Below are 22,662 nucleotides of genomic sequence, written 5' to 3'. Positions count from 1 at the left end.
GGTGTGCTGGATAGTCACAAGGGAATAGGATGAAGTACGAAACCATCATCGGTCTTGAAGTCCACGCGCAGACCTTGACGGAGTCGAAAATATTTTGCGGATGCAGTACCCGCTTTGGCCAAAAGCCCAACAGCCAGGTCTGTCCGGTCTGTCTTGGGTTACCGGGTGTTCTTCCCGTATTAAATCAAAGTGTCGTTGAATTGGGAATTCGGATCGGGAGGGCGACCCATTGCAAAATCGCGCCATATTCCCGCTTTGCGAGAAAAAATTATTTTTATCCTGACCTACCCAAAGGATATCAGATCTCGATGTTTGAACTTCCGCTTGCCGAGCATGGCTATATTGAAATCCTGACGCAGGCGAAAAATGGCCAGGCTCCCTCCTCCGAAAAAAAGAAAATCGGTTTGACCCGCATTCACATGGAAGAGGATGCAGGAAAAAACATCCATGAAGGCTCCGGCACAGGGAGCCGCGTCGACCTGAACCGTGCGGGCATTCCTCTTCTTGAAATTGTAAGCGAGCCAGATATGCGAAGCCCGAAAGAAGCAATCGCCTACCTGAAAAACCTCCGCGCCATCCTTATCTATACCGGAGTTTCCGATGCCGACATGGAGAAAGGCAACTTCCGCTGCGACGCAAATGTCTCCATCCGGCCCGTGGGCCAGTCTGAATTCGGAACACGGACCGAGATCAAGAACATGAACTCATTCCGTTTTATCCAGAAAGCCATCATCTATGAAATGGCGCGTCAGGAAAAGGTGTTGGAAGAAGGAGGACGCATCATCCAGGAAACTCGCCTGTGGGACACCAAAAACAATATGACCCTCCCGATGCGAAGCAAAGAAGAAGCACATGATTATCGTTATTTTCCGGAGCCGGATCTCGTCCCTCTCAGCATCAGCCAGGAATGGATTGACAAAGTCACCCTGGAACTGCCGGAATTGCCCGACGCGAAACGGGAACGTTTTGTGAATGATTATTCTCTTCCGGTCTATGATGCTACCATCCTGACGGCTTCGCAAGCCCTGGCTGACTTCTATGAAAAAACGGTTTCCCTCTACCCAAACCCGAAGCTTGTCAGCAACTGGGTCATGGGAGAGCTGCTTAAAGAACTGAATGATGAAAACAAGGAGATCGACGAGGCAGTGATCCGTCCCGAACAATTGGCCTCCTTGCTGAAGCTGATAGAATCAGGAACCATCAGCGGAAAAATTGCGAAAACCCTCTTTGAGGAGATTTATCACACGGGAGCTAATCCGGAAGAACTCGTCCGGGAAAAGGGGCTCACACAGGTCAATGACGAGTCCGAACTCGACCAGGCCATCCAGGAAATTATTTTGGCCCATCCGAAAGAGACGAAAGGATACCGCGCAGGCAAAGAAAAACTGATCGGTTTTTTTGTCGGTCAAGTCATGAAGCGTTTTGGCGGAAAGGCGAATCCAGGCAAGGTCAATGCCTTGCTCAAAAAGAGACTGGCGCATCACGATGAGGAGCAGGAATGAGTGAGATTGTAGATGTGCATGCCCGTGAGATTCTAGACTCTCGCGGAAACCCGACCATTGAGGTTGAAATCTTTCTGGAATCCGGTGCCTCCGGACGCGCCTCCGTTCCCTCTGGTGCATCCACCGGGTCACGGGAAGCCCTGGAACTGCGCGATCACAACCCTCTTAGATACCTTGGGAAAGGGGTCTTAAAGGCCATTGCCCATGTCCATGAGAAAATCCTTCCAGAAATCATCGGCCTTCTTGCCGAAGAGCAGGCCGCACTGGATCAAACACTCCTCATCCTTGATGGGACCGCCAATAAGAAGAAGCTCGGTGCAAATGCCATTCTCGGGGTCTCTCTTGCCGCCGCACACGCCGCAGCCGCCGAGTTGGGCATGCCGCTCTATCGCTACATTGGAGGGCTTCAGGCGAGAGAACTTCCAATCCCCTTGATGAACATTCTGAACGGCGGCGTACACGCGGACAATGGTCTCGATTTTCAGGAATTTATGATCATCCCGGTTGGAGGATCCTCCTTCTCGGAATCACTTCGCATGGGCGTCGAGATCTTTCACGCGCTCAAAAAAGTCCTCAAAAAATCCGGTTACACGACGGCCGTCGGAGACGAAGGCGGGTTTGCCCCGGCTGTGGCATCCCATCATCAGGCACTCGAACTGATCATGAAAGGCATTCAAAAGGCCGGATACCAGCCGGGCCGCGATGTCCTTCTGGCCCTTGATTCCGCAGCCAGTGAGTTTCACCGGAAAGGGAAATATCACCTCCAGTCAGAAGAAAAATCTCTTACATCCAATGAAATGATCGATTACTACGAGGCCTTGCTTGACAAATTCCCTATCGTCTCTATTGAAGACGGTCTTGCAGAAAACGACTGGAAAGGCTGGGTGAAAATGACGGAACGGCTGGGGAAACGGGTTCAATTGGTCGGAGACGATCTCTTTGTCACCGATGAAAAGACCCTTGAAAAAGGGATTCAAAAAGGCGCGGCAAATGCAATCCTGATCAAGCTGAATCAGATCGGAACCTTGACAGAAACGCTCAATACCATCGAAAGGGCCAAAAAATCAGGTTATGGAACCATCATTTCTCATCGATCCGGAGAAACCGAAGATACCACCATTGCCGACCTTGCTGTAGGAACCGGCGCCGGACAAATTAAAACCGGATCCCTCTCACGAACAGATCGAGTCGCCAAATACAACCAACTCCTCCGTATAGAGGAAAACCTCGGCAATACATCTGTTTTTTCCCGACAGGAACCCTATCGGACCCTGACAGAACCTTCTTCTGTCAGTAAATCAACAAAGAGGAAAAAGGGATGAGTGGACGGCTACTATTAAAGAAGGGACTCTGTATCAGTTTATGGGTCGTACTACTTATCGTTCAAGGTTTCATTCTTGAAGCTGAAGCGGGCATAATCGGCAAACCCACCGCCTCAGGGAAATCAATGCGCCTTTCCGAGATCCGACTTGAATTTGACCAAGTCCAACTTGAAATCCGCTCAGGAGGCGGGAAGTTTCAAGGGAATGCGACCAGTGAACGCATCCTCTTGAAGGGAATCTTTGGCTTGGCCCCTAAGCTGGATGCGCATCTCGCTATAGGAGCCACCGACTTTGGTACGGCATCCCGTCAGTTTGATGGAGACTTCGGTCCCGCCATCGGGACGGGGCTGCGCTGGACTTTTCACAACAAGGGCGCTTTCAGTCTGGGGGTCGGAATTCAGACTCTCTCCTTTCAATCTGATGATGACCAATCTGTCAACCCACGAATCCGCTTCCACGAAATTGAAACATTCGTCGGAGGAACCTTCAGCGGTCTCGAACAGGTGACCACCTATTTCGGCGCACTCTTCTCATCGGGATTTGGAAGATTTCGGAGAGGGAACACCGTTTACTCGCAAGATCACTTCGGTGTCTTTGTTGGAGGAGATTTTCAGATCATCGACCGCCTTTACTTATCAGGTGAAGCACGCATGATAAACGAGGCCTCACTGACTATTTCCGTAAGTTATCATCCCGAATAGAGATTCAGAACAACGATTGGATGAATAACAGATGCAGAACAAAAGTCGAAAAAAAGTCAAGGCAGGCCTAAAACAAAAGCGGCGGCTCATTTTCGGTGTTCTCTTATTTATGAATGGCTATCTCTTCCTCTCTTTCTTTTTTGGCGGAATGGGCTTCTTTAAGGCGATAAATATGCGAAAGAACCACGCCGCCGTCCAGGAAGATATTCGTTCTCTGAAAAGAGAAAATATTCAACTCTCTCAGCGTATCGAGGGATTGAAGAACGACCCTCTTTATATTGAACGTCTCGCACGAGACCGCCTCGGTCTCGTCAAAGAGGGGGAGCTGATCTATGAGTTTTTCCCCGAAAGCAAACCCTGATGATAACGATCCAGCACATCCCACTTTGTCTCCATGGCGGCGTTGCTGTGGTGCTCGAATCCTCAAGTATGGACACATACGTTGCGGTTCTGCGCTCCTCGCACCTTGCCCTGAAGCCAAATAGTGGCATGCTGAATCGTTATCCCTAACATCCTGAGATAAGGAATACTGATCTTGTCCTTCCGATCCGGGTTTATTGCGATTATTGGCCGTCCGAATGTCGGGAAATCGACACTCCTCAACCGCCTCCTGGGGCAGAAGATTGCGATCGTCACGGATAAACCCCAGACCACTCGAAATCGCATCCTTGGAATCCGGCACCTTTCAGATGCCCAGATGGTCTTTTTCGACACACCCGGCATCCATCATCCCAGGACAAAACTGAATCAACGGATGGTCCAGACAGCGTATTCTTCTCTCTCTGAAGTCGACCTTATCCTGATGCTGGTCGAAGTAGCCCCAGAATTCCAGAAGAAGAGGGCGATCCAGGCAGAAGATATACCCATACTGGAGCATTTAAAAAAGGTCAGGACACCCAAGATCCTGATTATCAACAAGATTGATCTGATCAATAAAACAAGCCTCATCCCCTTCCTTGAACAAGTCGGTGCGGAGAAAACCTTTTCCAGGATCATTCCTCTTTCCGCCCTCACCGGTGAAAACGTCGATCAACTCCTGAAGACGGCTCGGGCCGCGCTTCCGGTCGGTGAGCCTTTTTTCCCCGAAGATGTCGTGACCGACCAACCAGTCCGTTTCCTGGCATCCGAATTTATCCGAGAAAAAGCCATCCAGATGACGCGGGAAGAAATCCCCTATGCGATCGCCGTTCAAATTGAGGACTTTAAAGAAGACACAGAACGGAATCTCTCCTTAATTTACGCCACCATTTTTGTTGAAAGGGAATCGCAGAAGGGTATTATTATTGGACGAAAAGGAATGATGCTGAAAGCGATCGGGCAGGCCGCACGCAAAGAACTCGAGGATCTTCTGGGGGCAAAAATATACCTTGAACTCTGGGTGAAGGTGCAAAAAGGATGGCGGAGAGACGATTCGTTCCTGACCCGTATGGGATATTAAAGGGTTGTGAACCTTCATGGCGGCGTTGGTGTGGTACTCGAATCCTCGCGTATAACATCTACACTGTGATTCTGCGATCCTCAGGCCTTACCCTGAAGGAATGGGTCTCGCGAAGCCAAATAGTCGCATGCTGAATCGTTACAAATTTGGTTTAAAATCGATTTCATTTGTGATATTGTTACAGTGTTTATCAGGTGGAGTTCCATATCTTGATCCTTCGAACCTTGGGTTATGCCTTCTCACTGGTCATCGTTCTCGCACTCATGAATCATTTTGAGGTGATTCAGATCCCTCAGGGTCTTCTCAAAGAAGCGGTGAACGTCGTGGCCACTGGCGGGGCGGCTCTGAAACAAGCGATTTTTTGAGCATCTCTTGCTCGTGGACTGATACCCTCTTTAGGCCTATGATGCCCTGAGCAATCTCCGGCATTGACAGCCAACGCCGTTCACCGTAAAATCCCCCTCATGTTTAAGACCATCGAATGGAAAGAGGGCGCTGTTCGTCTCCTCGATCAGACGAAACTTCCGAAAGAAGTACTTTACGTCGATTGCCGGGACGTCGAGACCGTCGCACAAGGAATCAAGGAATTGTGGGTACGGGGCGCGCCCGCCATCGGGATTACGGCGGCGTATGGCCTTGCCCTTGCGGCACAAAAAATTCAGGCAACCACCTTCGATGATTTTTATCACGAACTTCTACCCGCCTGTGAGCTCTTGGCCGCCTCCCGCCCGACAGCCGTTAACCTCTTCTGGGCCATCGATCGCATGAAACAAACAGCGATCGCCCATCGCAACCAGACCATCCCCTCATTGAAAAAAACCTTATTGTCCGAAGCAGACCGTATCCTGAGTGAGGATATCGAAATGAACCGGGCCATCGGAAGGTTCGGCGCACCATTGATTCAAAATGACTCCGGGATATTGACCCACTGCAATGCCGGCGCGCTCGCGACGGGGGGCTACGGCACGGCCCTCGGGGTCATCCGGCGGGCCTGGGAGGAAAACAAACAAATCAGGGTCTATGCCGATGAAACCCGACCGGTCCTACAGGGGGCAAGATTGACCGTGTGGGAACTCGTTCAGGAAAAGATCCCTGTGACGCTGATCACCGATAATATGGCCGGTTTCTTTATGAAACAAGGAAAGATCCAGTATTGCGTCGTCGGGGCGGACCGCATCGCTGCCAATGGAGACATCGCAAACAAGATCGGCACTTACAGTGTCGCCATCCTTGCCAAGGAACATCAAATCCCTTTTTATGTCGCCGCGCCTATGTCAACCGTCGATTTCAAGACTCCTTCCGGCGAAGAGATTCCGATTGAAGAACGCGACCCTTCCGAGGTCACACATATTCAGGGAAAAGAAATCACCGCCCCCGGCGCGACAATCGCCAACCCCGCCTTCGATGTCACACCCGCCCGTTATATCACTGCAATTATCACAGACAAGGGCATCTTCAAGCCAAAAGAGATCAAAGGCCTTGATTCCAGCGCCGTAAAATAACCTTTCCTCCATTTCCATAAGACCCCCAGCCTGCCGGAAATTTTACACCATCTCTTACTTTCTGCTAAATATCCAACAACCCTATATCAACGTTTAATTAAGATCTTCTCAATTATCCTCTCATATCAGTCGTTTACAGTAAGGACCTTTTTTAATAAATCATTTAGTCCGTTTCTTGCTTATTCAATAATTCATCTTAATCGTCGGCAATGTAAGACGGCCGGTTGCAATATTTAAAACCGTATGAATATCGACGTGGACATCTTCGAACGATGAGGCTTTGATGCGCTTACTGTTGGTCGAACATGATCAGATCCTGGGGACAAGGCTCCGTAACAGCTTTAAAGCGGATGGATATACGGTCGACTGGCTTCAAGAGGAAGAACCCCTTCGGGATATCCTCGATATCGGGGAGTTTGATGCGGTCATCCTCGATGTAGACTATCAGCAATTTGACCCGATACAGGAAATAAAAGTGATCCGAAGTCAGGGGAATCGAGTCCCTCTCCTGATTCTGTCTGAAAAGAGCTCCGTTTCTAACCGTGTCATCGGATTAGAAGCGAGTGCAGATGATTACCTGTGCAAGCCCGTTGATCAGGGAGAACTGAATGCACGCTTGTAGGCCATCCTACGACAGAGCTCCGGCCGAGCCCATTCAAACCTTGTATGAGGCAATATCCAGGTGGACACAACCGCGAGAGCTGCCACCTTCCAGGTAAAACCCATCATGTAAATAGAAAAGAGTATGTCGTTCTGAGAGGCCTTCTCGAAAATAACGGGAGAGTATTTACCAGAGAAAGGCTCGAAGAGATGCTCTACGGATGGAACGCAGACAATGAAAGAAATACCCTATATATATATATCTTAATCATCTACTGAAAAATCTATCCGGGCCTGATCCGCACCATTCGGGGTGTGGGCTATCTCATCGCAGAGGCCTCATAACCCTCATGATAGGAACATCAAATTCCGGGGACACCATACTTAATTCTTGCCTCTCGTTGACGAGAGGCATACTATGCCGTCATGGCGAGAATGGCACGGGTGGGTCGGGTAATCCCCCCATTAATAATGGTTCACAGAAGTAGAGCCTGTGTTGCCACCGTTAATTTCTGATATGGGGTAATTCCTCCAATAGCCATATTAGGCCGTTCATTGTTGTAAAGCCACAACCATCGTGTCGCCGTTTCTTGTGCATGTGAGATTGTTTCAAACAGATGCTGATTCAGCCATGCGTGACGGACCGTCCTGTTAAACCGCTCGACAGAGGCATTCTGCTGAGGGTTCCCTGGCTGAATATATTGTAATCTTATTTTTTGTTTGTCTGCCCAGTCCCTCAAGGTCCGGCTGACATACTCTGGCCCGTTGTCGCAGCGGATCGTCCTGGGTTTTCCCCGCCACTCGATTATAGTCATCAATCACGTTGAATGTCCGAAAACTCCACCCATCATCAAGTCGATCATGCATGAAATCCATGGACCAGGTGTCGTTTATCTCACAAGGAACCGCCAGGGGTTCCGGCTTGTCCCGCTTGAGTCGTCGTTTTGGTTTTATCCTGAGGTTCAATTCCAGCTCTCTGTAAATACGGTATACGCGTTTGTGGTTGTATCCATACCCTTTCACATTACGCAGGTAGAGAAAACACAGCCCAAAGCCCCAGGTCCGGTGGGTTGTGGTCAACCGCAAGAGCCAGTCTGCGATAAACCCATTCTCCCCATTATTTTTTGCCTGATAACGGTAACAGGGTTCACTAATCACCAATGCCTCGCACACCAAGAGAATCGATCCTCTTCCTTTTCTAACGGCGACTTCCGCCATCTCCTTACGTCGAGATGGCTTTAGAACTTTTTCTCAAGCGCCTCCCGGGTGATCTCCCCTTTCAGCCGCTCTTCTGCATACATCTTTTTCAAACAACGGTTTTCTTCTTCCAGGTCTTTCATCCGCTTCATCATCGATACATCCATCCCGCCGTATTTTGACCGCCACTTATAAAATGTCGCATCACTCACCCCATGTTGACGGCAGAGCCCCACGATAGATTCTCCTGCCTCTACTGATCTCAATATTCCTATGGTCTGGCTCTCTGTAAATCTTGATCGCTTCATCGTAGATTCTCCTCCTACTATAAATATATTGGAAAATTCTACTTCTGAGTACCTTTATTTTTAGGGGGAATTACCATCCCGCCTCACCGGAATACCAGCTGGTCTGGATAGATCTTCTGCCCGGTGAATGTGGTTCGAGCCCTGATCCGGTTATTTCTCTCGGGGGAGGGAGTTATAAGGGTTACTTTTATTTTTCGGGTGATATGACCATTCAGGGAGAGCAGAGCGGACAATCGACCGCGGCGGTTTCACCTCCCTGGCCCAATCCTGACTCAGCTCGTCAAGCGGTCACCCTGCCGGATATCAACCTGGATGGCCTCCTTTATGTGAAGGGGAAGATCAATCTAGAAGGATCTTTCTCGGTTTATGGCGCTGCTTTCTCTGAACACGGGTTTACCGGGGCAGGTGCGACCCGCCTGGAGGTTTGGTACAACCATTCCTTCAACTCTGCAATCTACCCCGGCCTTCCGCCCATCGTTTTGCTCAAGGGAACATGGAAAGCATTACCCAATTCGGGTGTGTAGTCCAGTACACGCTCCCTCCTGGTTTCACTCAATAAAAATCACAACTCCTTGTTAAGAATAAAAAAATAAGAATTATAATTTTCTGTATTTCCGTGGATCGAGACTTGCAAGTGTTCCGGTATGTGTATCAAAGGTTCATGGGGAAAACGATTATGAGACAGAAGATGGAGCGGAAAATATTATGAAAGAACAATGTAATATAAATAGCGTCATCGGGGGAGTAATGAGGAAACCAGTGATCTATGCATGGGTTCCCTTGTTTTTGGTCCTCTTTCTCTGCAACCCCTCAATCGGATGGAGCATGGCCTCCGACATGGTTCTAAAGGGCAGGGTGACGGCCCTGCCTCCATGCCCCCCCATTTATTACAATAGGTCCTGTTATTTTAATTAGTTATGATGGCATCTCCACTTCTATCTCTATGGCATGGTAATTGCTTTTTTAATAGATATAACTGCTTCTTTTCGAGGATACATCCAAAAAAAGGGTTTCAATTAACCGGATTTTATTACGGGGGAGAAATGAAAGTTTTGGGGAAGTCAAAACTCAAACAGAAAATACCAATCGGAGTGTTGATTCTCATCTTAATAGGTGTCATCGCCGGTTGCCGTGAGGGAGGATCTTCGGCTCCGGGCATCGAAGATTTTCAAGATAAAGGAGCTCGCCAGGATGATTTGTTGCCGGCTTCGGCACTGAGAGCAACGGTATTGCCCGCCCAGTCTCCAAACTCCGATCTGGCATTTGACACGGAGGACCTGGACTTCATCCTGAAGCAAATCGAGTACGCCGAGCGGCATGCCGCCGGCGAAGATCTGATCGATATCCTACCGAATGCGAGCGTCCCCTGGGGCCTGCGCACGGTGGACGGGACATTCAACAGCCTGATCCCCGGGCAGGAAAACTTCGGCGCGGCCGACCAGGAATTCCCATTTGCGGTGCCTGGGAGAAATTTTCCGGCCGCCCAAAATGGCACTACCTACGATAGTGCGGCGACGGTACAGGACTCCACGCCCCGCCTGACCAGCCACCTGATTGTGAATCAGTCAACTGAAAATCCGGCAGCGATCGCCGCCGCGGCAGCGGAAGGCGGCGTGAATATCGGCCCGGACATCGCTGGCACCGACCAGTTTTTTATCCCTAACACGGCCCCGGACGAAGGCCTCTCGGCCCCGACTAACGCTTTCATGACCTTCTTCGGCCAGTTCTTCGATCACGGGCTCGACCTGGTGAACAAGGGTGGCAACGGCGTAGTCATAATGCCACTGCAGCCAGATGACCCGCTTTTTGACGCCGGTGTTGACGGCGATCCGCTTACCCTGGGCGACAATGGTCCCAACATGATGATTATGCCTCGCGCAAGTCGAAATCCGGGTCCAGACGGTATCCCTGGCAACGCTGACGATACTTTCATCAACGCCACGACGCCTCACGTCGACCAGCAGCAAACCTACGGCTCGCACGCGTCGGCGCAGATATTGCTGCGTCATTACGAAGTAAGGGGCGGCGTGTTACAAAACAGCGGACATCTGATCGATGGCTTCGGTAACGACCGCATCCTCGACACCGCGGACGACGGCGGTATGGCGACCTGGGACGCAGCACAGTTACAGGCTCTGCAAAAATTTGGTATAATTCTCGACGATCAGGACGGCAACAATATCCCGATGTTCCTGTCCGACCCGTACGGAAATTTCATTCCCGGCCCAGCGAGTGGTTTACCCCAACTGGTGACCTCAATCAACGCCGAAACCGGCATACCCACGCTGCTTGAAGGTAACCTGACAACTCCGGTGGACGCTTCGCTGGCATTGCGCGTCAACCACAGCTTTTTTCTCGATGTCGCCCATACGGCGGCTCCGAACGGTACTCCCGACGTGGACTTAGTAATCAATGCGCGCACCGATGACCTCAGTGGTCAGGTGACTCGCGGCATCCGCGCGTCGGCGCCTGCGGGCCAATATGACGATGAACTGCTCGGCGCACACTTTGTTTGTGGTGACGGCCGATGTAATGAGAACATCGCGCTTACCACGATCCATACCATCTTTCACCACGAGCATAACCGACTCGCCGACGTAGCCAAGCGTGTCGTACTCGATGCAGGCGACCTGACAAGGCTGAACGAATGGCTAAATACCCCGGTAACGGTATTCCCCCCCGCATTGGGCCTCACATTCCTGGTCTCTGATGCTTCCTTAGCTAACCAGGCTGCGACTCGGGCCGCTATAGATGTATTGAGCCTCGACTGGAACGGAGAACGCATCTTCCAGGCCGCCAGATTCGGCACCGAGATGCAGTATAATCGCATCGTGTTTGACGAGTTTGGACCGACGCTGGCCGGACTAAAGGACGCCTTCGCGGGCTTTCACACCAACGTCGACCCGACGATTACGACTGAATTCTCCCAATCCGTTTATCGTTTCGGACACTCCATGCTGACCACGACTGTGGATCGCTATGATGCAAATTTCAAAACCATTCTTGACGATTTTTCGGGGGACGCTTCTCAGCTAGGACTGTTCGAGGCTTTCCTTAACCCACTTGCGCTGTATAATTCTGATGCTTCTGGTGTGGCCCAGCTCACCCCAGAAGTAGCCACAGGCACGGTAATTCGCGGCCTAACGCGAACCGTCGCCAACGAAATCGACGAATTCATCACCGGCGCTTTACAGAACAATCTGGTTGGTTTGCCACTCGATCTGGGGGCGATCAACATCGCCCGTGGTCGGGATGTCGGCAACCCGACGCTGAACGCCGCCCGACGTAGCTTCTACGCGGCGACCCAGGATACTCGGCTCACGCCTTATGCGCATTGGGCCGACTATGCCGACAATTTAAGACACGAAGCGTCGTTGGTGAACTTCATCGCGGCCTACGGCACGCACGAGTCGCTAGCTGGAATTGATGGCATCGTCGGTAACGGTGACGACCCGGTCACAACCTTTGCCGACAGGCGTGCGGCGGCTTGTGCAATCGTCGGTGAACTTACCACCATCGGCGATCTTACTCCAAATCCGGCTGAATATTGCGTAGCCAGCGGTTTCATTAATACACTAGCCGATGCCGTGCCGACACCGACTGATGCGATGGATTTTCTGTTCAGCATGAATACCTGGGCCAGCGATGCAGATGGTCGCACGATCACAGGCATGGATGATGTCGATTTCTGGAACGGTGGCCTGGCCGAGGAACGTATGCCCTTCGGTGGTTATCTCGGTTCCACCCATAACTACGTGTTCGAGACCCAGTTGGAACATCTGCAGAATGGCGATCGTTTTTACTATGTGGGACGCACAGCCAACATTCACTTCCTCGGCGAGTTGGAGTCCAACTCGTTCACGGCCCTCGCCATGCGCACCACCGATCTGGGTGAGCAGGGCGCTGGTGCCCTGTCACTCAACATCTTCTCGGTCCCGAACCATATTCTGGAAGTCGACCAGAGTCAGCAGTTTGACGCCGCAGGCAATGGCACGACGGCCGATCCTGAAGGCGACGCGGCGCTGACCCCGCTGGTTATTCGTGACTCGGATCAGTTGACCACTAATATCGACGTATTCGATACCACCAACGTCATCCAGTACACCGGCGGCGACCATGTTACGATTGGTGGTACCGACAGTCACGATACGATTATCGGCGGCATAGGCGACGATGCCATCTCCGGCGGCGTAGGAAATGACCGCATCGAGGGCGGCGACGGTGCGGATCTGATCGAAGGTGGCAGCGGTGATGACATCATCACCGACCTCTCCGGTCCCGACGTGATAGAAGGTGGTGCCGGCAATGACGCGATCAATAGCGGTAACGAAGAAGACGTAATCTTCGGTGACGACGGCAACGACTTCATCGTCAACCCAAGCGAGCTTGGCGAAATCTTCGGCGGTCTGGGCGACGACTACATCTTTGACGGCGAGCACAATAGTCACATCAGGGGTGGCGCCGGCGACGACTGGATGGAGAATGTAGGCGGCGGCGAGGATCTGTTCCAGGGCGACAACGGCGCGGCAGCCGAGTTGGGTGAACCCCTGGTCAAGGGTCACGACGTATTCATCGCCCATGGCGGCAACAACGACGCGGACATGGAAAATGGTGACGATATCGTCGTCGACGGCCCCGGCATCGACCGCGTAGAAGGTCAGCTCGGTTTCGACTGGATCAGCTTCCAGAATGACAGGTTCGGAGTTGATGTCGACCTTGATCTGAGCATCTTCCTGCCTCCCCAGTTACCCCCGTCGAACGCCACGGTGCTAAACCGTTATGACAGGGTTGAGGGTATGAGTGGCTCGCCCTTTGGCGATTTCCTCAAAGGTACAGCCAACGAAGCGGGTGAAGAAGACGGCAATCAGCTCGTCAACTTCGGCCTGATCGACGGTATTGAAGACCTCGTGCCGCTAAGTGAGCGCAGAGCTCTGGCGCCCGATCTGGTTACAGGCGAGGCCCAGTTCGGCTGGACCGGTGGCGAAATAATTCTCGGCGGTGGTGGTAGTGACGTCATTACCGGTGAAGGTGGCGACGACATCATCGACGGCGACGCTTCGCTTACCGTAATGATCCGAACGCCGGATCCGGCAATAAGAACTGGAGTAGAATGGGTAGCGTATCGTGCCGCTCTGTCTGCGGCCACATCGACTGAGTCCCAGTCTATCAAAAACGCGGCTGCGGCTGCGGCATTCGTACAGGCAAAGGTTGATGCTGATGCTGCCGTTGAAGCGGCGACTATTGCCGCTCTGTCAGCGGTAGCTGCCGCAGATTCTGTTGCTGCTACGCTGACCAATGACATTACCATCACGGGAGAACTCGGAGACTTGATTAGTGGCGGCAGCACGGGTCCGACCGTAGAAGCGGCAGCGCTGCAAGAAGCGGCGTGGCAGGATTTCTTGAACCGCTGTAGTACGATCATGCTTGATCTGGATTTGCAGTTGCAGCTTACCACTGCAGACACGGCGGCGGAGGCTATTGCAGCACAGGCATCTGCGTTGGTTGCACAGTTAGCTGCAGAGCAAGTAAACCTGGATTCGACTGCGCTTGCGTCGGCTGCTTCGGCTGCTGCTGCGCAGCTTGAACTAGACGCCGCGAGAACCCTTCTTCCGGCTGACACCTTCGTTCTCGTCCCTGGCATGCAAGATGTCATGGATGCGGTGTTCGGTGGTTTCATCAATCCGGGTGAACTCTCGATTTCGCGCGTGATCAGTAGCGATCCGGCAAGTTTATCGGATACCGACACAGCCGTGTACACGGGCAACCAGCTGGATTACAGCGTTGATCTGTTAGCGGTTCCTGGTTGGGTTCAGGTTACGGACAATCGCGTCCCGCCGCTTAATGTTGACGGACGTGATCTGGTAAGAAACGTCGAAAGGCTGCGGTTCGCCGACGGCCTTTTAGTAAACCCTGAACAACGCGACGGAGGGGATGCCAACACCCCAGCGGAAGGTCAACCAACCATTACCGGCATTCTCATAGTGGGCAGCACATTGACGGCTTCGATTGACGGCGTCACGGATGCCGATAATCTTAATGGCCAGGTCACCTCTGCGGTCGCCTGGACCTGGGAGTTAGAATATTCTGGCCACGGGGTCTTCACGCCGATCATTCGTAATGGAGTCCTCGGCAATGGCCCTGAGATCGGTGAGACCAGCCAGACCCTGCTGCTGACCGTGGCTGAGAACGGCCTTCGAGTCAGAGTTAAGGCTGTTTTCCAGGATGATGATGGGGTCTTCGAAATAATAGTTTCGGGGCCGGCTCTGATCGATGATGGCCTTGTCATTGGCAATGTCGAGTTAAGCGGTGTTAACGGAGAGGTCATCGGGTCTACAACGGCAACATCCAATGTCTCGCAGTGAATACAACGTCCACTTTTGTGGGTATTCACAACGGCGTTCTCGAGTGCGGGCCATAACTGACCTCGATCAGCAGTACTAAAAGAAAAAGGATCGGTGCGAAGCTTGCACCGATCCTTTTTCTTTGGCTGATCAGAACTCTTAAAAGCCAAATTAATAGGGAGTCGGTCTTAGTTTAATTCATTTATTGATTTGATATTGGTATCTTAAGAACAACGGCTATGAGCAGCATCTCTGGAAGAGCTTAATAGTAAGGGTGATCGCCCAGATCAATAACGTATTAATTATCAAATCAGGCAATGCCTCAGTGCAGGCACAATCATAGAGGAGGTATCAATGAGTAAGCAACAAAGAAGGAGCAGTAAAACTTGTAACAGAACAGGTCTAGCCGGAGAAGATGATCCGGCATGGAAGGGACTTGAGTAGGTCAAGAAAGTCCAAGTGGTCCTGTATGCTGTACTCATGGCCGTAGCGGCGTTTCGAGATCCGTGTCTTTATCAGGTAGGGCGGGTCGCAATAGATCAGTTCTGAACCGGCGTAGTCATATCTGCGCAGGTAATGGTGGGCACAATCGTTGACTTTTTGCACGAGATAACCGCAGTCGAATGACTCCAGTGGTTCTGGGTCGATGGCGATGTTGTTCCGGGCGGGTGGCTTCTTCCGCATGACGGCCCCACTGCCCAGTCGGTATCCTTCTAGGGGAGTTTCATCACATGCTCGAAGGTGATATCGGGCCCTTCCTTCTACCCTCTTCCTATATCTCAGGCACAGATGCCTACCTCATAAAGGGCCTCACGGACACAACCGTGACGGAAGCCCCTACGGCACAAACTACTTCCGGATCGAGGGACGGGATGTCGGCCTCAACTGGCCTGGATACAAGTGTGCTGATATTACCTTGGGACCCGACACATTATCGCTGAACGATTGCGTTGAAACCGATATGTTCACAGTTCGGGGAAAGGTTGCCATAAATTTTGGGGCCGATATTGATCGCGCAACCTATACGAAAACCTCGTCTGGAACGCAAGTGAATATCTGGGCCAATGCGCCCACAGGCTCAAACATTGTTGCGACGGTCGATGGTGGTCTCGCGCACACCATGGTGGAATTCTCTCCCAATGCAGGAAATTATTATGCCCGAATTGAACTGGGGGGCCTGGGGGCCGGGATTGTTCCCTCTGAGGCCGTCGTGTCAAATCTTTCAGATAATCCTCCCGTTACAACATCAAGACCCATTGAGGATCATTTGGTCCTGAATGTAGTCGAAAATCATGTCATTGGTACGACAGTGACCCCGCCCGGATTAGAGATGAGCGTACAGAGCAGCAACTACGTCCATACGCTCACCGTCAATGCCACCATGGGCACCAGTGATCAGATTCAGCAGGGGCTTTTTACGACATCCGTCGTGATGACGCCTAAGGGTGGAGGGCTTTCCGAACTGACATATCTGAGTTCATATGGTGAAGATCCTGCCACACATAAGCTGGATGTTCGGTCTGTTTGGACGATTTTTTTTAAGAGGTCTTCAGGATCATCCCGACCTGGGGAAGAATATTAGACTCTGGCGGCTGGGTCAACTAAAATAAAAAAGGCCGATCAAGCCTCTTTTTAAAGAGGTATCCGGACTTTTTTATTGTGCGCCGTACCCTGAGGGCTTACCCTCCAGGGTACGGCGCACAATCGGCTAACAAATGATATCATCCTGCCTTTTGAGTGCATAGTCGCTGGAATAGATGCTTCCACGCTCTGAGATGGCCCAGACTTTATCATAGGCACAGGCACCGCTGAGTGTCTCTCCAGCCAGCGTTGTTCCCATATCTGCTGTTCCATTGCCTGGAGATACATCCCATAGCCCGCCTGCCTCAACCCAGAATTCACCGATCAGGATTGTCAAATCCGGACCTGCAACGGTCCCCGGGTAGACCCTGATATCCTGGTTGTCTGTCAGGTTGCAGCTTCCGGCGACCTCCCATTTTTCCTTATGAGAATCGTACAGGGCTCTAACGATCGGACAATTATCCACAGGAAGCGTAGCGGGTTCCGTAATGACCACCTGGACGGTGGCTGCATTCGATGTGGAGATCACGTCGGTGGCATCCGTAACCGTGAGTGTAAAGTTCAGCACGAGCTCTCCGGCATATGAAACCGGGAGTGTCTCCGGCGAGGTCATCGTTAGATTAGGCTGACTCAGATCACTACCGATGACAACGCCAGACCCGATTGGATTGTCATGAGACCAGACATAGGTTAAGGCACCCGGACCTATGGAATTTCCGCCATTGATGTCGACGACAATGCCCCCTGTCAAGATATTGTACCCTCTGGTAATGACCGCATGTACACCATCTATGGGCAATCCGCTCGTTTCTTCCGTATCAACCCCAACCTTTGATACTGCATTTCCTCCATTGCTGGAATCAAATACAACATGTGTGGCAGGATCTTCACCTGCTGAACTCAGATACGTAGATTCGGCAAGCCCTCCTCCTTGATCCGCCATTACGACCAATGTCGAGAAAAGGCCCTGCGCGACCTGATTACTGGTGCCCATGGTGGCTTTGATGGTGACCGGATCGACGTAGTTACTGCTCTGTACGCTCATCTCTAGACCAGGCGGTGTTCCTGGGGCACCAATGACATGATTTTCGACAACATTCAGGACCAGATGATCCTCAATGGGCCTTGAAGTTGTGACGGGAGGATTATCTGAAAGATTAGATACGACAGCTTCAGAGGGAACAATCCCGGCCCCCAGGCCCCCCAGTTCAATGCGGGCATAGTAATTCCCTGAACCGGGTGAGGATTCTACCATGGTGTTCGCGAGACCACCATCGACCGTCGCAACAATGTTTGAGCCTGTGGGTGCATTGGCCCAGATATTCACTTGCGTGTCAGTCGAGGTTTTCGTATAGGTTGCGCGATCAATATTGGCCCCAAAGTTTGTGGCAATCTTTCCCTGAACCGTGAACATATCGGTTTCAACGCAATCGTCCAGCGATAATGGGTCTGGTCCCAAGGTAATATCAGCACACTTGTATCCAGGCCAGTTGAGGCCGACATCCCGTCCTTCAATCCGGTAGAAGTTTGTGCCGTAGGGGCTTCCGGTAACGGTTGTGTCCGTGAGGCCCTCTATGAGGAAGGCGTCGGTTCCGGGCATATAAGAAGAGGGTAGAAGGAAGGGTCCGATATCGCCTTCGAGCATGTGATGAAACTCCCCAGGAACGATCCCGATATCCCGAGTCATGCTTTCTCCCGGACCCTTTATGACACCCGGACCGCCATCGTCTCCTGAAATAAATTCATGAACACCATAGGGATAGGTCACCTTGTAATGTTCTCCTTCAATCAGGTTGTCAATTCGGATACGGATACGCGAAAAGACCACCTGGTCACCATTGACGACCTCATCATTGATAAAGGCCCCCTCAACCGCCATGACAATGATGGTTCGGATCCCGGGGTCCGGTGAACCTGCAGGCGAGGTCGGCGTCAAATGGGGATTGAGCAAAAGCGCCTCTGCCGCGTAGAAGAAGACTTCATCGGCAAAATTATCGTTTGCCGGGTTCCGTGCGGGATCAAAAGGGAACTGCAGCGGCAAAGTCGGCTCAAACTCCGCGAAACAGTTAAAGGGGTTGTCGCAGAGTGTGAGCCTGAGGCCGGTTTTATCCTCATACCATAAAGGAAATCCTGATTTCGGATTGACCGGGCCGACTCTCCGTAATCCTTGTGTTTGTGCCTGGCCAAGCGGCAGGCCGATCGGGGCCAATAACACTACCAGCATGATGATGAATATAAGTCGTTTCATTCCTGTTCCTCCATTTTTTATAATAGATCGCGATTATTATTTAACTTCATAATCAAAAGAAGAGATACTGCCCCGTGACGAGACGGCCCAGACATGTGAAAACAGCTTGTCTTCATTTGCATCAGTACCGGCTGCCGCACTCCCAAGAGGTGCCGAATCATTTCCTGGAGTGACTTCCCATACCACAGGCAGAATCGGGGCGACATGGGTCTCACCGATTTTGATCGTACCCGGACCCGAGGCGTCACCGAGAAAGATCTCGATTAGCTGTAAGGTCGCAATATTACAGTCACCGACGACAACCCACCTTCCCTTGTTGGGCTTGTAGGATCCCTCCACGATATTACAGATATCGTCGGGCAAGGCCACCGGGTGTTCTATCGTCACAATAGCGACATCCGTACTCAAAGGTAATCCACCCAAAAGGTCGCTTACGGTGAGGGTGACTTCGACTTCCAAGATCCCGCTGAGTGGAAATGCAGGCTCGGTTCCCAGAGGTGTTACGACGTTGGCTACGGCTTGACCCGAGTTATTCAGCGTAAATAAACCCGTCGTGTCGTTATGTGTCCAGTCATAGGTCATACCGGTGGGACCGAAGGAATTGGACCCTCTCAGGTTTAAAGTGATTCCTCCAGTATCGCCACTTGTGTCGGGGCCTGCATTCGCGATGAGCCCGAGTGAGGTTCCAGCAGTGCCGCCAGATATTGCAATTTTTGTCTCGGCACTTCCTCCCAAAGCGGATTCCACCTTCACCGTCAGATAAGGCGCCGCCATGGCGGTTGGAGAGACCTCCAGGGTCCCTGTCGCAAAGCCGTCGGCCAATGGGTCGTCTGTGAGATTAAACCCAATCGGCGCTAGGTCGGGGTCGTTAAAACCTGTATAGATAGTTGCTGCGGGAGCCAGGGGGTCGTAGATATTGCTGCTTTTGACCGTAACGGTTAAACCGCCGGGGCTCATGACGCTTCCGACAACGTGGTTTGCTGTGATGGTTAAATGATCGACAATGAGCTGTGTCGACGGATTTGGAACGAGGTCATTCAGGTTGAGGACGGTCACCGACACGGGGATCGCGGCGTTGACTGCAGATACCCCTGGGTCATCGGCCAGTTTTGTCCGGATAAAATAGCTCCCGTCACCATCGCTCCCTTCGGTCATAAAGATCCAGGGGCCGCCATCCACACTTGCCGCCAGACGCTGTCCGGGAATTGAACTGGCCCAGGTATTGACATAGACCCCATCCCCATCTTTGCTGTAGGTGGCACTATTGATACTGGCTCCGAAATTTTCGGCGATCATCCCTTGCAGGGTAAATAAATTGGTCTGGATGCAATCGTTTGTTGCGAGCGGGTCTGGCCCGAGGTGAGGATCGCTACAATGCTCTGAAGGATCATAGTCATCTCCAACACCAGGCCCTTCAATCCGGAAGAAGTTTGTACCGAGGGGGCTCCCGGTGACGGTCTCCTCGGTGGTTGTGTCCGAAATATAGGTTTTGCCGTTGGCGAGAAAGCCGGGTCCGACAAAGTTTCCGATGTTATCGGCAAAACGGGTCGGAATCAGGAAGGGGCCGATATCGCCATCCAGAGCCCCTGCAAATTCCCCGGGTCCGGTGATGCCGAGATCTCTCACCAGGCTGAGTCCGGGACCTTTGTGTACTCCGGGTCCGGCGTCTTCCTCGGCGACAAAGTTATATACACCGTAAGGATGTGTTATTCGGTATGATTCTCCAAGAATGAGGTCGTCAATCCGGATACGGACACGAGCGAAGACGATCTGGTCGCCATCAACGATCTCTTCATTAAAAAAGGCGCCTTCGATTGCCATCCCATAAAGGGCCCGGGTCGCGGTACCACGAATACCGGTGGTCGGGTCAACAGGACCTCCCATGAACCCGGCGCCACCCGCGAAGAAAAAGGATTCGTCAGGGAAATTGTTGTTTGGATCTGCCGGGTCATAGGGAAACTGGAGCGGTAAGCCCGCGAAGGGCAGTTCCAGGAAACAATGGGTGAAGGTATCGCAAAGCATCAGTCGGAGATCTTTTTTGTCTTCAAAATAGAAGGGGTATCCGTGGGCCGGATCGGTTGGCCCAAAGCTTTTAAGCCCTTCCACCTGACCGATGTTCTGCGCCTGGACTTGTGTGAGCCCGGCGGGAAGAAGTAACACAATGAACATGAAGCACTGTAGCAAACGTTTCATATTTTTCTCCAATTTAGAGGTGGTATTTCTTTACAGATTTATCATTTAATAAATCGACTGAGGTCATTTTATTTCCAAATTTTTTGCTGAAGTGTTGATAAAAGAATAGATAAATGGCCTCTCTACTCTTCTACTCTGTAGGGGGAGAGCCGCATCCCCATGAGAATCAAACATTAATAGAGCTTAATAATTAATAAGTTAAGGAACATATCAGCTTAATCTTAGCTTAGCCTTAGGCTAAGCTAAGATTAAGCTGAGGCAATTAATAAATAATCAATAAGGTTGATAAAAATATTGAACCTTCCCTAAAAGAGTGGACCCTCTGTTAAGTCGGTGTTATGAAATTAAGAAACCGACAGGAGGGAAGCATGAGTGTTCGAAACAGAAGGAAATATGACCCTGAATTCAAAAGAGAAGCGGTTAGGATTACAGAAGAACCCGGGCGGACGGTTTCGGAGGTATCCGAGGATCTTGGGATAAGCAGTGATTTGATATATCGTTGGCGTCGGCAACAAGGTGAGAATTCTGAATTAGCCTTTCCAGGACATGGCAAAATGGCACTCACACAAGATCAAAAGCGGATTCGAGAACTCGAGAAGAGATTGAGAAATACTGAGATGGAGCGAGACATATTAAAAAAAGCCATGGCCATTTTCAGCAGGGTATCGAAATGAGATACCAGTTTATGGAGAAGAATCGCTCCTCATTTCCGGTGATGAAGATGTGCCGTACATTCAAGATTTCTCCGAGCGGGTTTTATCGTTGGCGAAGGAGACCTTTCTCATCTCGTCAAGTAGAGAACCATCGAATAAGACGACGCATCCGGAAGCTTTATGCCGAACATAATGGAATGGCCGGCAGCCCGATGATCACTGCGGATCTTCGATCAGAGCCAGGATTTACCGCAGTGGGGAAAAACAGGGTGGCACGTCATATGAGAGATATGGGTTTACGTTGCAGGACAGTGAAGAAATATGTTGTCACAACTGATTCCAAACATGATGAGCCTGTGGCTCAAAATCTATTAAACAGGGAGTTTTCTGTGTCTTCTCCGAATACCTCCTGGGTGAGCGATATAACCTAATCTGAAGGTAGGCTCCAGATGGCAGTACTTGACCGTATTTATTGACCTTTTTTCTCGTATTGTTGTGGGCTGGGATTTGAGCGACTCTCTTGATCGCCATTCAATGATCCATGCCTTCCAGAAAGCACTCTTAAAAAGGCAGCCAGATGAGGGGCTTCTTGTTCACAGCGACCGGGGCATCCGGTACGCCAGCACTGATTTCCGGGGATTGCTCAAGAAAAATAAAATGGTTCAGAGTATGAGTCGCAAGGGTAACTGTTGGGACAATGCGGTCGCAGAATCTTTCTTCCATACATTAAAGACTCAACTCATTTACCACAGACGATTTCAGAGAAAAAATGAGATGTAGAAGGCACTGTTCAATTACATTGAACTTTATTACAATCGCAGAAGACGTCATTCAACAAATGGATATCTATCCCCAGCCGAATATGAATCTCAATGGGGAAAACTGCAATATGTGGCTTAACCGACTGTCCACCTTATTGGGGGAAGATCATATTGACCTGGTCTGATAAAAATGGACAGTTTTCTTAGGCCGTTTTTTTTTAAAAGCCATCTCTCCTCAAATTCCCTTGGACTCAAATAACCGAGAGTCGAGTGCCATCGTTTGCTGTTATAGAACATTTTGATGTAATCAACAAC

At 51.1% G+C, this 22,662-nt stretch carries 16 protein-coding genes and 3 pseudogenes; 14 read left to right on the top strand and 5 right to left on the bottom strand.

Going from position 1 to position 22,662, the window contains the following annotated elements; translation table 11 throughout:
- Positions 1 to 29: 29 nt before the first annotated feature.
- The 8 genes from gatB to EYQ01_00065 all read left to right on the top strand — a co-directional run bounded on the left by gatB (position 30) and on the right by EYQ01_00065 (position 7,344).
- Positions 30 to 1,502, top strand: a complete 1,473-nt coding sequence (gene gatB / locus EYQ01_00100; protein ID HIE64220.1) for an Asp-tRNA(Asn)/Glu-tRNA(Gln) amidotransferase subunit GatB — start codon at positions 30 to 32, stop codon at positions 1,500 to 1,502.
- A complete protein-coding gene (locus tag EYQ01_00095; GenBank protein HIE64219.1) occupies positions 1,499 to 2,824 on the top strand; it encodes a phosphopyruvate hydratase in 1,326 nt (441 codons plus the stop codon). The genes gatB and EYQ01_00095 overlap by 4 nt, the downstream gene beginning before the upstream one ends.
- On the top strand, positions 2,821 to 3,525 hold the full coding sequence (locus EYQ01_00090; GenBank protein ID HIE64218.1) for a hypothetical protein: 705 nt from the start codon (positions 2,821 to 2,823) through the stop codon (positions 3,523 to 3,525). Before EYQ01_00095 ends, EYQ01_00090 begins: the two co-directional genes overlap by 4 nt.
- A gap of 31 nt (positions 3,526 to 3,556) precedes the next feature.
- Positions 3,557 to 3,886 (top strand): septum formation initiator family protein, encoded by a 330-nt coding sequence (locus EYQ01_00085; GenBank protein ID HIE64217.1) that lies wholly within the window; start codon positions 3,557 to 3,559, stop codon positions 3,884 to 3,886.
- Between the two features lie 165 nt (positions 3,887 to 4,051).
- Positions 4,052 to 4,963: a GTPase Era gene (locus EYQ01_00080; GenBank protein ID HIE64216.1), complete on the top strand. Its 912-nt coding sequence runs from the start codon at positions 4,052 to 4,054 to the stop codon at positions 4,961 to 4,963.
- Between the two features lie 464 nt (positions 4,964 to 5,427).
- The gene (gene mtnA, locus EYQ01_00075) at positions 5,428 to 6,465 is read left to right on the top strand and encodes an S-methyl-5-thioribose-1-phosphate isomerase (protein HIE64215.1); all 1,038 of its coding nucleotides are present in this window, start codon (positions 5,428 to 5,430) and stop codon (positions 6,463 to 6,465) included.
- A 283-nt stretch (positions 6,466 to 6,748) separates the two neighbouring features.
- Positions 6,749 to 7,087, top strand: coding sequence for a response regulator (locus tag EYQ01_00070; GenBank protein HIE64214.1), 339 nt, complete (start codon positions 6,749 to 6,751; stop codon positions 7,085 to 7,087).
- A 44-nt stretch (positions 7,088 to 7,131) separates the two neighbouring features.
- Positions 7,132 to 7,344 (top strand): helix-turn-helix domain-containing protein, encoded by a 213-nt coding sequence (locus EYQ01_00065; protein ID HIE64213.1) that lies wholly within the window; start codon positions 7,132 to 7,134, stop codon positions 7,342 to 7,344.
- Positions 7,345 to 7,541: 197 nt separating this feature from the next.
- Here EYQ01_00065 and EYQ01_00060 read toward each other — a convergent pair.
- Positions 7,542 to 8,570: pseudogene (locus tag EYQ01_00060) on the bottom strand (IS3 family transposase).
- Between the two features lie 203 nt (positions 8,571 to 8,773).
- On the opposite strand from EYQ01_00060, the gene EYQ01_00055 reads away from it, so the two are divergent.
- Both EYQ01_00055 and EYQ01_00050 read left to right on the top strand, forming a co-directional pair.
- Positions 8,774 to 9,094, top strand: coding sequence for a hypothetical protein (locus EYQ01_00055; GenBank protein HIE64212.1), 321 nt, complete (start codon positions 8,774 to 8,776; stop codon positions 9,092 to 9,094).
- 393 nt (positions 9,095 to 9,487) lie between these two features.
- Complete coding sequence (locus tag EYQ01_00050) at positions 9,488 to 14,932, top strand: hypothetical protein (GenBank protein HIE64211.1); 5,445 nt, start codon at positions 9,488 to 9,490, stop codon at positions 14,930 to 14,932.
- Positions 14,933 to 15,313: 381 nt separating this feature from the next.
- On the opposite strand, the gene EYQ01_00045 is transcribed toward EYQ01_00050, so the two are convergent.
- Positions 15,314 to 15,595, bottom strand: a complete 282-nt coding sequence (locus tag EYQ01_00045; protein HIE64210.1) for a hypothetical protein — start codon at positions 15,593 to 15,595, stop codon at positions 15,314 to 15,316.
- A 47-nt stretch (positions 15,596 to 15,642) separates the two neighbouring features.
- Between EYQ01_00045 and EYQ01_00040 the strand changes: the two genes are divergently transcribed.
- Together EYQ01_00040 and EYQ01_00035 are read left to right on the top strand one after the other, a co-directional pair.
- Positions 15,643 to 15,852: a hypothetical protein gene (locus EYQ01_00040; protein ID HIE64209.1), complete on the top strand. Its 210-nt coding sequence runs from the start codon at positions 15,643 to 15,645 to the stop codon at positions 15,850 to 15,852.
- A gap of 20 nt (positions 15,853 to 15,872) precedes the next feature.
- Positions 15,873 to 16,493: a hypothetical protein gene (locus EYQ01_00035; GenBank protein HIE64208.1), complete on the top strand. Its 621-nt coding sequence runs from the start codon at positions 15,873 to 15,875 to the stop codon at positions 16,491 to 16,493.
- A 126-nt stretch (positions 16,494 to 16,619) separates the two neighbouring features.
- On the opposite strand, the gene EYQ01_00030 is transcribed toward EYQ01_00035, so the two are convergent.
- Both EYQ01_00030 and EYQ01_00025 read right to left on the bottom strand, forming a co-directional pair.
- Positions 16,620 to 18,740 carry a hypothetical protein gene (locus tag EYQ01_00030; protein HIE64207.1) on the bottom strand — a complete coding sequence of 707 codons (2,121 nt, stop codon included), beginning with the start codon at positions 18,738 to 18,740 and terminating at the stop codon, positions 16,620 to 16,622.
- Positions 18,741 to 18,776: 36 nt separating this feature from the next.
- The gene (locus EYQ01_00025) at positions 18,777 to 20,933 is read right to left on the bottom strand and encodes a hypothetical protein (GenBank protein HIE64206.1); all 2,157 of its coding nucleotides are present in this window, start codon (positions 20,931 to 20,933) and stop codon (positions 18,777 to 18,779) included.
- A 368-nt stretch (positions 20,934 to 21,301) separates the two neighbouring features.
- Between EYQ01_00025 and EYQ01_00020 the strand changes: the two are divergent.
- Together EYQ01_00020 and EYQ01_00015 are read left to right on the top strand one after the other, a co-directional pair.
- Positions 21,302 to 22,366, top strand: a pseudogene (locus tag EYQ01_00020) (IS3 family transposase).
- A 6-nt stretch (positions 22,367 to 22,372) separates the two neighbouring features.
- A complete protein-coding gene (locus tag EYQ01_00015) occupies positions 22,373 to 22,486 on the top strand; it encodes a hypothetical protein (GenBank protein ID HIE64205.1) in 114 nt (37 codons plus the stop codon).
- An 89-nt stretch (positions 22,487 to 22,575) separates the two neighbouring features.
- Here the strand turns inward: EYQ01_00015 and EYQ01_00010 are convergent.
- Positions 22,576 to 22,662 (bottom strand): annotated as a pseudogene (locus EYQ01_00010) (hypothetical protein).

This window comes from Candidatus Manganitrophaceae bacterium (assembly GCA_012960925.1).
Taxonomy (GTDB): domain Bacteria; phylum Nitrospirota; class Nitrospiria; order SBBL01; family JAADHI01; genus DUAG01.
This window is presented reverse-complemented; position numbering and strand designations above follow the sequence as displayed.